Source organism: Nioella sp. (genome assembly GCF_965215655.1).
In the GTDB taxonomy this organism is placed as follows: domain Bacteria; phylum Pseudomonadota; class Alphaproteobacteria; order Rhodobacterales; family Rhodobacteraceae; genus Nioella.
Genome location: NZ_OZ244111.1, coordinates 2,888,055 through 2,903,436, shown reverse-complemented (window position 1 = coordinate 2,903,436; position 15,382 = coordinate 2,888,055). Strand labels below are relative to the sequence as shown.

12 protein-coding genes and 1 tRNA gene are annotated in these 15,382 nt (G+C 63.2%); 6 read left to right on the top strand and 7 right to left on the bottom strand.

Annotated elements, in window-relative coordinates; all coding sequences use genetic code 11:
- Positions 1-5 precede the first annotated feature (5 nt).
- Together ACOOEX_RS14410 and ACOOEX_RS14405 are read right to left on the bottom strand one after the other, a co-directional pair.
- A complete protein-coding gene (locus ACOOEX_RS14410; protein ID WP_420395475.1) occupies positions 6-164 on the bottom strand; it encodes a hypothetical protein in 159 nt (52 codons plus the stop codon).
- A gap of 701 nt (positions 165-865) precedes the next feature.
- Positions 866-939, bottom strand: a tRNA-Cys gene (locus ACOOEX_RS14405).
- A gap of 384 nt (positions 940-1,323) precedes the next feature.
- Here ACOOEX_RS14405 and ACOOEX_RS14400 point away from each other — a divergent pair.
- The 4 genes from ACOOEX_RS14400 (at position 1,324) to ACOOEX_RS14385 (ending at position 5,703) form a co-directional block, all read left to right on the top strand.
- Complete coding sequence (locus tag ACOOEX_RS14400) at positions 1,324-1,977, top strand: protein-L-isoaspartate O-methyltransferase family protein (protein WP_420395474.1); 654 nt, start codon at positions 1,324-1,326, stop codon at positions 1,975-1,977.
- 50 nt (positions 1,978-2,027) lie between these two features.
- A complete protein-coding gene (locus tag ACOOEX_RS14395) occupies positions 2,028-3,404 on the top strand; it encodes a TolC family outer membrane protein (protein WP_420395473.1) in 1,377 nt (458 codons plus the stop codon).
- A gap of 117 nt (positions 3,405-3,521) precedes the next feature.
- Positions 3,522-4,817 (top strand): hypothetical protein, encoded by a 1,296-nt coding sequence (locus tag ACOOEX_RS14390; protein WP_420395472.1) that lies wholly within the window; start codon positions 3,522-3,524, stop codon positions 4,815-4,817.
- A gap of 46 nt (positions 4,818-4,863) precedes the next feature.
- Positions 4,864-5,703: a rhomboid family intramembrane serine protease gene (locus ACOOEX_RS14385; RefSeq protein ID WP_420395471.1), complete on the top strand. Its 840-nt coding sequence runs from the start codon at positions 4,864-4,866 to the stop codon at positions 5,701-5,703.
- A 93-nt stretch (positions 5,704-5,796) separates the two neighbouring features.
- On the opposite strand, the gene efp is transcribed toward ACOOEX_RS14385, so the two are convergent.
- A complete protein-coding gene (gene efp, locus ACOOEX_RS14380) occupies positions 5,797-6,360 on the bottom strand; it encodes an elongation factor P (protein WP_420395470.1) in 564 nt (187 codons plus the stop codon).
- 214 nt (positions 6,361-6,574) lie between these two features.
- On the opposite strand from efp, the gene ACOOEX_RS14375 reads away from it, so the two are divergent.
- A complete protein-coding gene (locus tag ACOOEX_RS14375) occupies positions 6,575-6,886 on the top strand; it encodes a DUF6280 family protein (RefSeq protein ID WP_071690647.1) in 312 nt (103 codons plus the stop codon).
- Positions 6,887-7,016: 130 nt separating this feature from the next.
- On the opposite strand, the gene ACOOEX_RS14370 is transcribed toward ACOOEX_RS14375, so the two are convergent.
- From ACOOEX_RS14370 to ACOOEX_RS14355, 4 genes are all read right to left on the bottom strand, one after another.
- The gene (locus tag ACOOEX_RS14370) at positions 7,017-9,293 is read right to left on the bottom strand and encodes a TRAP transporter permease (protein WP_420395469.1); all 2,277 of its coding nucleotides are present in this window, start codon (positions 9,291-9,293) and stop codon (positions 7,017-7,019) included.
- Positions 9,294-9,399: 106 nt separating this feature from the next.
- Complete coding sequence (locus ACOOEX_RS14365; protein WP_420395468.1) at positions 9,400-10,395, bottom strand: TAXI family TRAP transporter solute-binding subunit; 996 nt, start codon at positions 10,393-10,395, stop codon at positions 9,400-9,402.
- 237 nt (positions 10,396-10,632) lie between these two features.
- The gene (locus ACOOEX_RS14360) at positions 10,633-11,979 is read right to left on the bottom strand and encodes a sigma-54-dependent transcriptional regulator (RefSeq protein ID WP_420395467.1); all 1,347 of its coding nucleotides are present in this window, start codon (positions 11,977-11,979) and stop codon (positions 10,633-10,635) included.
- Positions 11,976-13,832: an ATP-binding protein gene (locus ACOOEX_RS14355; RefSeq protein ID WP_420395466.1), complete on the bottom strand. Its 1,857-nt coding sequence runs from the start codon at positions 13,830-13,832 to the stop codon at positions 11,976-11,978. Before ACOOEX_RS14355 ends, ACOOEX_RS14360 begins: the two co-directional genes overlap by 4 nt.
- Positions 13,833-13,862: 30 nt before the next feature.
- On the opposite strand from ACOOEX_RS14355, the gene ACOOEX_RS14350 reads away from it, so the two are divergent.
- Positions 13,863-15,374, top strand: coding sequence for an amidase (locus tag ACOOEX_RS14350; RefSeq protein WP_420395465.1), 1,512 nt, complete (start codon positions 13,863-13,865; stop codon positions 15,372-15,374).
- The last annotated feature ends 8 nt before the right edge of the window (positions 15,375-15,382 follow it).

Here is a 15,382-nt window from a genome sequence, read left to right as displayed (position 1 = left end):
ATTTGTCAGGGCAGATTGTCATCGAGCTGACCCATGGACTGCAGGATCTCGCTTTGGAGCTGCTGCTTGTTCACCTTGGCAAGCAGTAAGCCGAGAGAGTCACGCTCCACCACCTTTGCCGAGGAAGAGTAAGTGGTCTTTTTCGAGCGTTCGACTGTCCTCATTGCTTCTCATCACCCGTTGCGTGTCAAAAAGCACCATGGGAAACATCCGATCCAGCGCGTGGCTTTGCCATTCGCGAGCCAAATCGAGCGCCGCACCGGTGAGGGTAGCCGACCCTAGGGGCCCCTCAGTTTAGGAGAACGGCGTGTGCGTGCAATTGCGAGATATTGCGCAAGAGGTTCGAGATCTTCGATTTCTGGACCGAGGCGCTCAGATGCGTTTGGGGCTCGCTGTAGATTGGGATGGACGCTTTGCTTACCCAAACGCGTTCGGTCTAACCAAAGAGGCGTTTGTCCAGGAACACTTCGCAAATGCTGGCAATCCGGAGCGCGGAGTTGTTGTGATGAACCTCCACAAAGCTAAGGGGAAACAATTTGATGAAACAGTTCTGTTCGAAGACGCGCCGGTGTTCGCTAGAGGTGTAGGATTGGTTCGAAATAGCGGTCGGTTCGTTCGTGGAAATGTTGACGATGACAACCTAGGCCAGGCAAGAAAGAACTTCCGAATGGCTGTCACCAGGTCCAAGTACCGGACCACGGTAAGTACCCCTACCAGGGACAAGTGCGTATTTTTCAGCGAGTTGATGTGAATGAGGGACTGGAGGGTTTTCAGAACCTACCAAATGCTCGCGAAAAAAGAGACTAAGAAGAGACTAAGAAGCAAGGAAGGCTCAGACGTTTCCGTCTAATCCTTTGATTTTTTTTGGAGGCGAGTACCGGAATCGAACCGGTGTCCACGGATTTGCAATCCGCTGCGTCACCACTCCGCCAACTCGCCGCCGGTGGTGTTGGCGCGTTTTGCCCCATTCTCGGGGTTTGTGCAAGCGGCTCTTTTGGGGCAATGACGCCTGCGCGCAAACGGGCATCATGTGCGTCGGAACTGGCCGCGAGAACACGGCAGACCGGTCTTGACCAGGAGGCGGGTCCGGGATGCGAACCGGTGATGGACTACGGTTTTGCAAACCGCGGTGCGCGACCACGCCGCAAACGCGCCCGACCTTCTACCAATCATCTCGCTTGATTGATCCTTGAGATACACCTTGCGAATGCGCTGTTTCTGCATCGGCGAGGGTCGCACCGGATGCGCGCGGCGGCTTGTCCGTTGCCCCTGCTGGCCCACTGTGGCAAGAGGGGCGAAACAACAAGCTTCCCGGGTTCGAACATGCAAGATTTTGCCACCCTCCGCACCGTGATGGTCGACACTCAGGTCCGCACGCAGGACGTGACGAAGTTCAACATCATCGAAGCCATGCTGACCGTCGCGCGCGAGGCCTACTTGCCCGAGGCGCTTCGCAACGTGGCCTATATGGGCGAGAACGTGACGCTGGAAGGCGGTCGCGTGGTGTTGGAGCCGCGCAGCCAGGGCAAGATGCTCGACGCGCTCAATGTCGGTCAGGACGAACTGGTGCTCGATCTGGGCTGCGGTCTTGGCTATTCGGCGGCGGTCCTGGCGCATCTGGCCGAGGCTGTCGTGGCCGTGGAAGAGGTTGCGGGCATGGCCGAAGACGCACAGTCCACGCTCAGCGCGCAGGGCGTCGACAATGTCGCCGTGATCGAGGGTGCGCTGGCCGAGGGCAGCGCCAAGCACGGCCCCTATGACGTGATCTGCATCGAAGGCGGGGTCGAGACCGTGCCCGATGCGCTGACCGATCAGCTCAAGGACGGTGGCCGCATCGCGGCGATTTTCATGGATGGCCCCCTTGGCGAATGCCGGATCGGGCACAAATTGGATGGCAAGATGAATTGGCGCATGGCGTTTAACGCGACGGCACCCGTTCTTCCCGGCTTCACAAAGCAGTCGGGTTTCGTCTTATAATCTGTAGCCCCGGGGTTCCCACCGGGGGGTGTGACCGGGGGAAAGAACATATGCGTGCGACGATCCTGAGACATCTGGCCGCCACAGCGATTGCCGTCGGGGCGGCGCTGTCCCCCTTCGCTGCAAGCGCCGATAGCCTGTCCGACGCGCTGGCCGATGCCTATCGGAACTCCGATCTTCTGGAACAGAACCGGTACCTTCTGCGGTTGCAGGATGAAAGCGTCGCACAACAGGTTGCCGGGCTGCGGCCTGTTCTGTCCTTCGTGGCCTCGTCGCAATGGGATATCCCGGCTGATCGCCAGACGGACCGTCTCAGCCTCGTGGCCTCGATGCTGGTCTATGACGGTGGCGGGCGCCGCCTGGCCCGCGATGCGGCGCAGGAAACCGTGCTTGCCACCCGTCAGGGCTTGGTGAACCTCGAACAGCGGGTGCTGCTCGATGCCGTGACGGCCTATATGCAGGTCTGGCGTGACATGCAGGTCGTTCAGGTTCGAGAAAGCAACGTGAGGGTGATCACCCAACAGCTGCGCGCTGCCGAGGACCGGTTCGAGGTCGGCGAAGCCACCCGGACCGACGTGGCACAGGCCGAGGCGCAGCTGGCGCAGGCGCGCGGGGCATTGGTGGCCGCGCAGGGCGCGCTGATGATCGACCGCGAACTGTTCGAGATTGCCGTGGGGCGCGGGTCAAACGGGCTGTCCGGGCCCGGTGGCTTTCCGTCTCTGCCCGCCTCCGAGGACGAAGCCGTCTCCATCGCGCGGGTGTCGCACCCTGCGATTCTGGCCCTTCAGCACGAGGTCCGTGCCGATGAACTGAGCCTTGCCGCTGCCCGCACCGACTACGGGCCCGAGGTCAATATTTCGGCCTCGACCGGCTTTGACCCGGCCCCGTCGGCGAATGGGGAGGGGTCTACGCGATTGTCCATCGAGCTGACGCAGCCGCTCTATGCGGGCGGGCGGCTTGCCTCTGCGGAACGGATTGCACTGGCCACGCTGCACGCGACCCAGGCTGAACTGAACTATGCCACGCGCGAGGTGTTGCAGGGTATCGGCAACGCCTATGCGCAGATTCGAATCGCCTCGGCCTCTATCCAGGCCTCGCAGCAGCAGATTCGCGCCAGCCAGCTGGCCTTCCGCGGCATTCAGGAAGAGGCATCGCTTGGCGCACGGACAACGCTGGATGTGCTGGACGCCGAACAGGACCTGCTGGAGGCGCGCATCGGCCTGATCGAGGCCCAGACATCGCTTTACACGGCAAGCTACGGGCTGTTGGCGGCCATGGGCCTGCTGACCGTCGAGCATCTGGGGCTGGACGTGCCGGAATATGACCCGACGGCATATTACAACGCGGTCAGCGGTGCGCCGATCCGGCCGATTTCACGCCAGGGCCAGCAGCTGGATGCGGTTCTGGACCGTCTTGGGCGCGACTGAGCCCGCGATAGGCACAAGTTTAGCTATCCATTGCCCGAACGGCTTGCGGAGTCTATCCTGCCCGGAAAACAAACCCTTGTGCCCCGGGGCAGGTGCGGCAAGAGCGGAGTGGTCCAAATGGCAGACGCGGCGAAATCCGATGAGATCGAGGATGTCCTGTCCTCTATCAGGCGACTGGTGTCCGAACACCAGCCCCCGGCGCGATCGGAACCTGCCAGGGCAGAGGCGCCGGAGCCGCGCCCTGATGGTGTCGCGCAGCCCTCTGAGAGCAATCCGGCTGCCGGTGACCGCCTGCTGCTGACACCGGCCTTGCGCGTCACCGACCCGGAGGATCCCTGGGTTCCTATTGTCCCGCGCACCGGGGAAGAGCAACAGCCAGAGAGCGCGGACAGCACCGCTGTCGAAAACGCGGACATTGCGCGCGATGATGGGGCCGATTGGGCCAGGGAATTGTGGGCTGACGACTCTGCCGGCGACGTTCAGGTGCCGGAGGTGCAGGCTGAGCACACGCCGGATCCGCAATTGCAGGCCGACCAGTGGGAGGCGGGTGACCTTGCGGTGGCGGATGGCAACCCGCTGGATGACGGGCTGACCGACCCGGTCGATGTAACCGAGGCCTTGTTGCAGGACGTGACGGAGGCCGCCGCCGAGGTGGATGACGAGGATTTCGCCGATGTGCCCCTGTCCTTCATCCGCAGCACGTCGAGCGTCAGCGATTACGAGCCGGGTGAGGATAACGACGCGCTGCCCGATGGGGATCTGCCCGCGCCGACATTGGAACTGGCCGAGGCCCGCGCAGCAAGTGCTCCCCCGGCGGAAAGCGCCCCGCGCGTGAAGGTTGAGATCCTGCGCGCGCAGTCGGATCCCGTTGAGGATGGCAGCCCTGCCACAGGGGCAGAGCCTGAGCGGTCGGACGAGATCGCGGAACAGGTTGCGGCCGACCTGGTCCGGGAACAGGCTTTCGAAGCCGAAGCCGAAGCCGAAGCCGAAGCCGAAGCCGAAGCCGAAGCCGAAGCCGAAGCCGAAGCCGAAGCCGAAGCCGAAGCCGAAGCCGAAGCCGAAGCCGAAGCCGAAGCCGAAGCCGAAGTGGAAGTGGAAGCGGAAGCGGAAGCCGACCAAACCTCGGAAACGGTTGACGAAGACGGAGTTGTGACCGATTTCCTCGCGCGTGAAGCAGAGGTAACGGGCCCGTCTCCGGACGCGCTCGACGATGTGGAGGATCTGGGCGAAACCCCGTTCGCCTTCCCCGATGACGGGGACGGTTTCGTGGACGAAGAGGCGCTGCGCGAGATCATTGCCGAGGTCGTTCGCGAAGAGCTTCAGGGCGAAATGGGTGTGCGCATCACGCGCAACGTGCGCAAGCTGGTGCGGCGTGAAATCCGCCTTGCGCTTGCCGCGCAGGACATCGAATAGGGTCATGGCCCTTGACCTTGGGGCGTGAGAGTCCAATCTGGATCTCATGTTTCCATTACGTGACCATAACCCGTCCGAACGGACCCCCTTCATCACCTGGATGCTGATCGCGATCAATGTCGTGGTGTTTCTGAGCTATTTTCCCAGCATCGGGGGTCAGGAACACTTGCTGATGGCCTTCTACATGGAGTGGGCTCTGGTCCCGGCCGAGGCCTCTCAGGGGCTGGAGATGCATACGATCATCACCTCCATGTTCCTGCATGGCGGCTGGATGCATATCATCGGCAACATGCTGTTTCTCTATATCTTCGGGGACAATCTGGAGGATCAGCTCGGGCATATCGGCTATCTGATCTTCTACCTCGCCGGGGGTGTCGCGGCGGCCTTCGCGCAGATGGCGGCGGATCCGGGCTCGACGGTGCCCATGGTCGGCGCATCGGGGGCGATCGCCGGGGTGATGGGGGGGTATCTGATGCTGTTCCCGAGGGCGCGGGTGGACCTGGCGCTGATCATCTTCGTGATCATCAAGGTCATCACTGTGCCCGCCTGGCTGATGCTGGGTTTGTGGTTCGGGCTGCAACTGGTCAATGGCGCGGCGATGGATGCGGCGGGGGGCGGGGTGGCCTACTGGGCCCATGCGGGCGGGTTCATCGCCGGTCTGGTTCTGATCCTGCCCGCCTGGCTGCGGCGGGGCGGACCGGCCTTCTGGCGGCTCAATCATGGACTGCCACCGCATGAAGCGCGTAACAGCGAGCCCAGATGGACTTACACAACCCGGTCAGGGCCGCGACGGTCTGAACCGGAGGAGACCGGGGACAACACCCGTATCCCTCGAGCGGGACAGCGCCGGGTGGATCGCCGGTCGCCCTGGGGTGGGTCCCGCTGAAACGCCTGCCGCCCGGTCCAATGTCTGGATCCGGGCGGCAAATAATTTTGCAAAATTCATGAAAGATCCTTCAAGGATCTTCCCTGCGCCTCGTCACGCGCGTTCCGAATACTCCATCGTTTCGGTATTCACGACGATCATCTCGTCCTGGCCCACGAAGGGCGGCACCATGACCTTGACGCCATTGTCGAGGATCGCGGGCTTGAAGCTGTTGGCGGCGGTCTGGCCTTTGACCACAGGCTCGGTTTCGACGATCTTGCAGGTCACTTTCTGCGGCACGGTGGCGTTCAGCGCCTCGGATTCGTAGAACTCCACCACGATGGTCATCCCGTCCTGCAGGAAGGGGCGGCGATCACCGAGAAGGTCAGCGGGCAGTTCGATCTGTTCATAGGTCTCGGCATCCATGAAGACCAGCATGCCATCGCTCTCATAGAGGAACTGCTGGTCCTTCTGTTCCAGCCGGACACGCTCAACCTTGTCAGCGCTGCGGAAGCGTTCGTTCAGTTTCGATCCGTTGCGCAGGTTGCGCAGTTCGACCTGGGCGAAGGCACCGCCCTTGCCGGGCTTCACATGGTCCACTTTCACGGCTGCCCAGAGGCCGCCGTTATGTTCCAGCACGTTTCCCGGGCGAATTTCGTTGCCGTTGATCTTGGGCATGAGTCTTTTCCGTGGCGAAAGGTTGAGAAAATCTTGGCAGATCCTATATCTGCCGTTGGCAGAGGTGGCAATACACCTGAAATTGAGAGGATTGTGCACCAGGCATGCGTTACGTGCATACCTAGTATGCGGAGATTACACACCCGAATCGCTCATACTATGGGCATAAGGGACGCCACGCCGGAAATGCAAGAGCAATAAAAAGGACGACGGAATGAGAGATTTCGTTGATGGAACGGCATTCAACCACGAACAGGGCCAGCGGTCCCGCAAGCTGTTTGCGGCCGTGGTCCTTGCCGCTTTGGATGACGCCATCGCTGATGACAAGAAATACGGTAATGGCCCCGAGCAGATCGCCCGGTGGGCCCGGTCCCGTGATGGGCGCGAGGTTCTGTCCTGCGCCGGTATCGACCCGAATGAACGTGTGGTCGATGGCCTGATGGCATTCGTTGCCAACGGAGTGCGGACCTCTGTTGCGCTGTCGCGCGAGGAAAGCGAACGCCGCAACCAGGCCGAAGCCGCCTGACCAGATCCGACAATCTGCCAGAAAAAGACGCGCCCTTTTGGGGCGCGTTTTTCGTTTCAGTATTGAACGGAAAAGAAAAAGGGCCGCCCGGTTGGAGCGGCCCTTTGCTTTGGCGAATGCCAAACGTGGCTCAGTCAGCGCCCCGCACATCGAAGGTGGCATCGGGTGAGGGGTGGAAGACCTTCTGTACGAAGAAGATCGCCACAGCCGCACCGACGCCGATGATGTCAGAGACCAAGCCACCCTCGATCATGAAGAGCGCGGCGACCACCAGACCCACCCGCAGGAACCAGGCGGTGCGCCCGCCCATGAACCAGCCCTGCATCCCGCAGGACAGCAGGAACACACCGACTGTTGCGGTCACAGCTGCCCGGATCACTTCGAACCACGTTCCGTCCATCAGGATGGCCGAATTGTAGAAGAACATGAAGGGCACCACGAAGGCCGAGATCCCGATCTTGAAGGACGCCACCGAGGTCTCCATCGGGTTCGACCCCGATATCCCCGCCGCCGCATAGCTGGCCAGCGCCACCGGGGGTGTGATGGCGGAGACCACGGCGAAGTAGAAGACGAAGAAATGCGCCGTGAGTTGCGGGATGCCCAGGTTCACAAGGCCCGGCGCCACGACCGAGGCAGCAACCGCATAGGCCGCCGTGGTGGGCATGCCCATCCCGAGCAGGATCGCGATACACATGGCGAAGAACAGCGCCAGCAGCTGACTTGCCGCTGCGATGTCGAGCAGCATCGAGGAGAAGCGCGCGCCGACGCCCGTCAGGCTGATGACCCCCACGATGATGCCCGCACAGGCACAGACCGCGATGATCTGGATCGACATGATCCCTGCCAGTTCGAACGCATGCAGGATCGACCGCAGGCCCATTCGGTTGGGGGTCAGCCAGCTGACGACAGCCGCCGCCACGGTGGCCAGGGTGCCCGCCCGAATGACCGAGTAGCCATAGAACAGCGCTACGATCAGAATGATGATCGGAACGAACAGATAGACCTGACGGATCATCTTGTTCAGCTTCGGCAGTTCATCCTCGCGCATGCCGCGCATGCCCAGTTTGGCGGCCTCCAGATCGACCATGAAATAGATCGACGCGAAGTAGAGGATCGCCGGGATGATCGCCGCGATGGCAATCTCCTGATAGGGGATGCCGGTGATCTCGGCCATGATGAAGGCGCCCGCGCCCATGATCGGCGGCATGATCTGCCCGCCCGTGGACGCAGCGGCCTCGATCGCGCCAGCGGTCTTCTTGTGATAGCCCACCTTCTTCATCAGCGGGATCGTCAGCGAGCCTGTGGCCACCACGTTGCCCGCGGAGGTGCCGTTGATCATGCCCATGAGGCCGGAGGCGAAGATCGCCACCTTGGCCGGGCCACCGCGTGCGCGCCCTGCGGCGGCGAAGGCGAAGTTGACGAAGTAGTCGCCCACTTTCGACGCCTGCAGGAAGGCCGCGAAGATGATGAACAGGATGATGTAGGTGGATGACACCGCCGTGGTCGGCCCCAGGATGCCCGCATCGGAATAGACATGGCCGAAGAAGCGCTGCCAGGTATAGGGCGTCTGCACCGCTAGAATGCCGGGCAGGAGGTGCGCCGTGAAGGTGTAGGTCAGGAACACGCCGGTGATGATCACGAGGGCCAGACCCGCCACGCGGCGCGTCAGCTCCATGATCAGGGCGGTGCCAGCGGTGGCGGCGAAGGCCACGCCGATGGGAACGAAGGGTGTGCCGACCGAGTTGCGCGCGGCGGTGCCGTAGATCGCCACGAGATAGACGGCGACAACCAGCCCAGAAGCGGCCAGCACGATATCGGACGTGGCAAAGCGGTCGCGCGGGGCGTTTTCGAACCACCCAAGTACAATTGCGCCAATTGTGGCGATCAGCAGGGGCAGACCGAACCAATAGATTTCCTGCGCGTAGACCTCGGCCCCGGCGGGGATTTGCGGGCTGGAAATCCAGACCGTCAGGCCACCCATCTGTTGCAGGGTGCCGGAGTTGATCAGATTCGCGAAACCAATGGCCGTATAGGCCGCCACCGCGACGGGTAGCAGCAGCAGATAGCCTGCCTTGGACAGCAAGGGTGTTGCCGGACGCTCCTCATCCTGAAACAGCCGGGCAGAAAAGAGGAGGAACCCGAGAACCACGGCGCCCGCGATATGGACGATGCGGAAATTCCAGGTTTCCAGCGGGAATTGCGGCAGGAAGGGAATGTCGATCCCGGTCCAGTCACGGATCGAGACGCCATTCAGCGCCAGCATGTGGAAAGCGGCATAAAGCGTTGCCAATGTGGCCAGCACGATGGCGGATGTTCCACCAAAAAGCCGCCGGTTCTTTTCGACGGGCTCTTCATCCACGCCTTCCGCGAGAATGATGTCCTCGTCTTGTGCAGTTTGGTTTGTCATTGTCCCCTCCGCTCCGCCCGGGGAGAGATGTCAGGCGGATCCCGGTTTGAAAAATGCCGCGCCCAGGGTTCGGGCGCGGCACGGGTTTTCAGGCCTCAGGCCGCGATTACATGTCGCCGTGGATCATGTCGGCGGGGATCTCCGCGCCGGCGTTTTCGGTGAACCACTGGGCCGCGCCGGGGTGCCACATCAGAACACCGTTGCGGTCCCAGTTTTCCGGCAGGGTGGACCGGGCGGCACGGTGGATGTTCACCATGCGCTCGTTATCCGACATCACCACATCGACGACGGCGTAAACGAAGCTCGCCGGCAGGTCGCAGTTGGCGATGGCGAAGTTCCACATCGAGACCGAGCGCGCGGGCGCTTCCAGCGTGGTGTAGGTGTCGGCCGCAATGTCGAACTGGCTGACCGGGAAGGCTTCCATGATCGTGGCCTGCTCTTCCTCGGTGAACTCGATGATGTTCACGTCGGTCTGCACTTCCAGCTGGCTGACGGCGGGAACCGGCACACCGGCGGCAAAGGCGATCACGTCCAGCAGACCGTCCTGAAGCTGACCGCCGAGGTCAGACCAGCCGCCGTTGCGACGCTCGAAGTCTACACCCAGGGTTTCCATCATGCGCGGGAAGTAGGTGTCCGAGGTGGAGCCTGCGGGGCCAAAGCCGATGCGCGCGCCTGCCGGGATGTCGGAGATCGACTCGATCCCCGAAGAGGCCAGCGCCGTCACGGAGAAGGGCGTCTGATACATCGGGAACATCGCACAGGCATTGGTCATCGGCAGACCGGGCGCGATCGGGTTGGTGCCTTGCAGCGATTCCGCCGCCGGGCCCATGGTGGTCATGCCGAACTGCGCTTCGCCAGTATGGACCAGCGCCATGTTCTGCATCGGGCCACCGGTGACTTCGCCGCCGCCGGTGATGCCCAGTTCTTCCGCCACGAGGTTGGCCCAACCGGAGCCATAGGCGAAATAGGTGCCGCCCTGCGACGCGGTGCCGACGGTGAAGCTTTCGGGCCAGCCTTCGCGGTCCATGTGGCCGTCAGCGAACGCGACGGTGCTGGTCAGCGCGGTGGTCAGCGCGAACGCCGTGACTTTGGTGAATTTCATTGTGAGTTGTCCTCCGGTTGATGCCGGTCGTTTCCGGCTTTGTCCGAATGAAGCCTCCTCTCCATCCGGGGCCCCCAGGCGGGCCATGCACGGCGCAGTAGCGGGAAAGGCCGCTTCCGGTTCAACTGCCTTGCAAGCGGGAAATGGCGGCCATGCAAAGAAAACCTGACGGATGGGTCGCGCAGGGGACAAACCGGGCCTTTGGGTGTTCCGAAGGCGACACATCGCGCGGATGTGTCAGCCCTCGTCGGTAAATGACCCGCGCGACAGCCCGTGTTTCTGCATCTTCTCATAGAGCGCCTTGCGGCTCAGCCCGAGCGATTCATAGGTGTCTTTCAGGCTGCCGCCATGCGCCGTCAGGCTGGCGGCGATCAGGGATTTCTCATGCTCTGCCAAGCTGTCGGCCAGGCTGCGGCCCTCTGTGCCAGTTGACACCGGGTCGCCGATATCCAGATCAAGCCCCAATGCGAAGCGGTCCGCTGCATTGCGCAGCTCGCGCACATTGCCGGTCCATTTGCGGGCAGAAACGGCGGTCAGCACGGCACCGGGAATTTCCGGGATCGGCAGCTTGTAGCGGGCAGCGGCTTCGGCCACCAGATGCGTGAAGAGCCGTGGAATATCCTCGCGCCGGTCCTCCAGATCGGGGATGCGCAGGGTGACGACATTTAGCCGATAGAGCAGATCGGGGCGGAACCGGCCTGCCTCAGCCTCAGCCGCCAGATCGTGCTTGGACGCGGCAATGATCCGAATGTCGAGCGTGACTGGGTCGTTCGACCCCAATCGCGTCACCGTCCGGTTCTGAATCGCGGTCAGCAGCTTGGCCTGCACCGGCTGGCTCATCGCGTCGATCTCATCAAGAAAGACCGTGCCGCCGCGCGCGTGTTCGAACTTGCCAAACCGGGCGCGGGTGGCGCCGGGGAAGGCGCCTGCCTCATGCCCGAAAAGCTCGCTTTCAATCAGATCGGCGGGCAGGGCGGCGCAGTTGATATGGACGAAGGGCTTGCCGTCGCGGGCACTGGCGCGGTGGATGGCGCGGGCCGCGACCTCCTTGCCGGTGCCGGTCGCGCCCTGGATCAGCACATCGGCCTCGGTCGCGGCAATGGCCCGGACTTGCGCGCGCAGCTTTGTCATCACCTCTGACCGCCCGGTCAGCCGCGATTCAATCACATCGCGCGCGCCCACCTGCCGCCGCAGCGCCCGGTTTTCCTGTGTCAACCGCCGCTTGTCCAGCGCTCGGCGCACGGTCGTCACCAGCCGGGACGGGGCATAGGGTTTTTCAAGAAAATCATAGGCCCCGTCGCGCATCGACTGAACCGCAAGATCCACATCGCCGTGACCGGTGACAAGGATCACCGGAAACTCCGGGTCGATTTCCAACGCCTTGGCCATCAGGGTCAGCCCGTCCATACCGGGCATGCGGATATCGGTGACCAGTATGCCCGGAAAGTCCCGCGCCACATGCGACAGCGCGGTTGCCGCGTCGGAAAAACAGGTCACATCGAGGTCTTCCAGATGCAGCGTCTGTTCCGCCGCCAAACGCAAGTGATCCTCGTCATCGACAAAGAGAATGGTTTCGTGGGTCATTGGGCGGCCACCGCCTGTTGAACGGGCGCAACGGCCAGATCGACGATGAACACGGCGCCTCCCTCGGGATGGTTGCGGGCGGCCAGAGTGCCGCCGAAATCGCGCACGATATTGTAGGAAATCGAAAGGCCAAGGCCCAGACCCTTGCCGGGGCTTTTGGTGGTGAAGAACGGATCGAAGATATGGGTCAGCGTGTCTTCGGTCAGCCCCGGACCCCGGTCGCGCACTTCCACCCTATGCCGGGAGCCGTCGCTGAGAACAGCGATCTCGATCTCGGGCTTCTCCAGCGTTTCCATCGCGTCGAGCGCATTTGACAGGAGGTTCACCAGAACCTGTTGCAGCCGCACGCGCCCGCCCATCACCATGATGTCCTGCGCGGGCGGATCGTAGTGGACCGTTGCTTTGGCAGCCTTCAGCTTGGGCGCCATCAGGTCGAGCGCATCGCCCAAGACAGCCACCAGAGGAATCGGACCGATCTTTTCCTGTGGCCGTCGGGCAAAGTTGCGCAGATGCTTGGAAATCGAGGCCATCCGGTCGGCCATCTGGGAAATCAGCCCGACATTCTTGCGCGCGTCCTCGGACCGGTCGCGGTCGAGGAAGGTGGCGGCGTTCTCGGCATAGGCTTTGACGGCGGCCAGCGGCTGGTTGAACTCATGGCTCAGGGCCGCCGACATCTGGCCAAGGGCGGCAAGCTTGCCCGCCTGCACCAGTTCGGTCTGGGTCTGGCGCAGGCGCTGCTCGGTGGCGCGGCGTTCTTCCACCTCCTGCACCAGCTGCGCATTGGCCGTGTTGAGATCGGCGGTGCGCTCGGCCACACGGCGTTCCAATTGTTCGCGGTGCTGGCGCTGCTGTTCCAGCCGTTCCACCAGCCGCGCGCGCCGTTGCAGGAACAGGACCGCGACCAGCCCGGCAAAGAGGAAGACGAGCACGATCAGCGCCATGGTCTGGCGGGCCTGAACCAAAGCCGGGCCGGTTGGCGTCAGAACCGACACGCGCCAGCCGACGGCGGCGATCAGCCCGGTGCTGGTGACGAACTCCTCGCGCCCGTTGCCCCCCGTGACGGTCAGCAGATCATGGCCTTGTGTCAGGGCGCGCCGTTCGGTTTGCAGCAATTGTAACCGGTCCAGCGGGTATTGCCGCGTGGCGGCGATCGTGTCCAACGCCGGTTCGGGGATCGGCCCGAGGCTGTTGAAATGCCAATCGGTGCGGTCGGACAGGAAAATCACGTTGCTGGGGTCGGTCACGACGATGGTGTTGGGGCTATCGCGCCAGGTGGCCTCGAACTCATCCATCAGGATCTTGACCGCCACGACCCCCACGATCTCGGTGCCATCCAGAATCGGGGCGGCGAAATAGTAGCCGCGCTGGCCAGAGGTGGTGCCAAGCGCATGGAACCGGCCGCGCCCTTCGGTCAGGGCGTCGGTGAAATAGGGCCGGTAATCGAACCGCCTGCCAACGAAAGAGGTCTCGCGCCGGTAATTGCTGGCGGCGATGGTCAGCCCGTCCCCGTCCATCACCCAGATATCGGCGACGTTCAGCGTCAGGGCCGTCTGGCGCAGCTGTTCATTGGCATAGGGCACCAACCCCTGATTGTCCGGGTCGCGCAGGATGCGGGCCAGAATCGGGCGTTCGGCCAGCAGCCGGGGCAGCACATCGGTCCGGTTGAGGGCGCCGCGCAGGGATTCGGTGGCAAGCCGCAGGGTCGACTCCTCTCGCGCCGCTGATTGCAAAAGGAAATAGCGCTCCAGCCGTGGCAGGGCGGCAAGGCTGATCCCAACCGCCAGTACCACGATCACCAGCAGTGATCGCAGGGCAGGTGTGCTGCCGAAGCTTCTGGTCAGGCGTCGTCCCATGGGCGGCAATTATGCGGTGCGGCGCAGCGATTGCCCAGACCCCGCGTCATCATGGTTTTCTTTGCCACACGCATCGCCCATGGTGAGGCGAAACAGGGAGGCGAATATATGTTCGGGACGCAGTTCACGGGGCCGGAAGTCTGCGCGAAACCCGCGCATGAGGTGGTGGCGATGCTGAAAGCGGGCGAGGTCTCGCCCGGCGAGTTGATCGACGCGGCCATGACCCGGATCGCCGAGGTGGAGCCTGCGGTGAACGCTGTGGTGACGACCTGTGAGGCGCGCGCGCGGGCGGCGGTTCTGGACCCCGCCTTGGCAGATCATCCCGGCTGGCTGGCCGGGTTGCCCATCGGCATCAAGGACCTGACCCCGGTCGAAGGGGTGCGCACCACCTGGGGGACGCTCGGCTATGCCGATCACGTGCCTGCCGCCAGCCACCCGCTGGTGACGAGGCTGGAGGCGCGGGGCGGCGTGGTTCTTGGTAAGACCAACACGCCGGAAATGGGAGCGGGCGCCAACACATTCAACGCGGTCTTCGGGCGGACGCGCAACCCGTGGGACACGTCGCGCAATGCGGGTGGCAGTTCCGGCGGCGCGGCGGTGTCGCTGGCCACCGGAGAGCTGTGGCTCTCTCATGGCTCCGACCTTGCGGGCAGCCTGCGCACGCCTGCCGCCTTCTGCGGTGTCGTGGGCTTCCGCCCCAGTCCCGGTCTTGTCAGTCCCGGACCCTCGGGCAACCGCTTCCACCCCGAGGCGGTGCAGGGTCCGATGGCGCGTTCTGTCCGCGATTGTGCGCTGTTTCTGGATGCCATGGCGGGATTCAATTCCGATTGGGCGATCTCCTTCCCGCCGCCGGAGGACCCCTATCAACAGGCCGTGCTGCGCGCCGATGAAAAGATTCGCATCGCGTTTGCGCCGACGCTCGGTGGTTTCGCGCCCTGTTCGAAGGCGGTAGAGGCGCATCTTCGGCGCGCCTTGACGCAGGTGGCCCGCGCAGGGGGTGTCGTCGAAGAGGACTGCCCGGAGCTGCCGGGGCTGGACCGGGCCTATCGGACATTGCGGGGATTGCTGTGGATCAGCGGCACCGGGCGGGAGCCTGAGCATATCCAGCGTCACTACAAACCGACGCTGGCCCAGAATATCCAACAGGGGCGTGAGTTGACGGTCGATGATGTGACCCATGCCCATATGGTCAAGTCGGACCTCTTCGACCGGATGGCGGCCTTCCTGACGCATTTCGACGTGCTGGCCTGCCCGGTTGTCGGGCTGATGCCCGGCCCGGTGGAGGAGGAATTCCCGCGCGAGATGGATGGCCAGACGCTGACCGACTATATCGACTGGCTGAAATTCTCCTTCCTGTCGCCAACGGTTGGTCTGCCCGCGGTGTCCGTGCCGGTGGGTCTATCGGATGGCGGCCTTCCCGTGGGTATTCAACTGATCGGTCCACCGCGAGGCGAGGCGCGGCTTTTGCAGGTGGCGCGCGCGGTGGAGGCCGCCTGCGGCGGCCCGCTTGGCCCGATCGACCCGGTGACCTCACTGGGATGAGCCTCTTG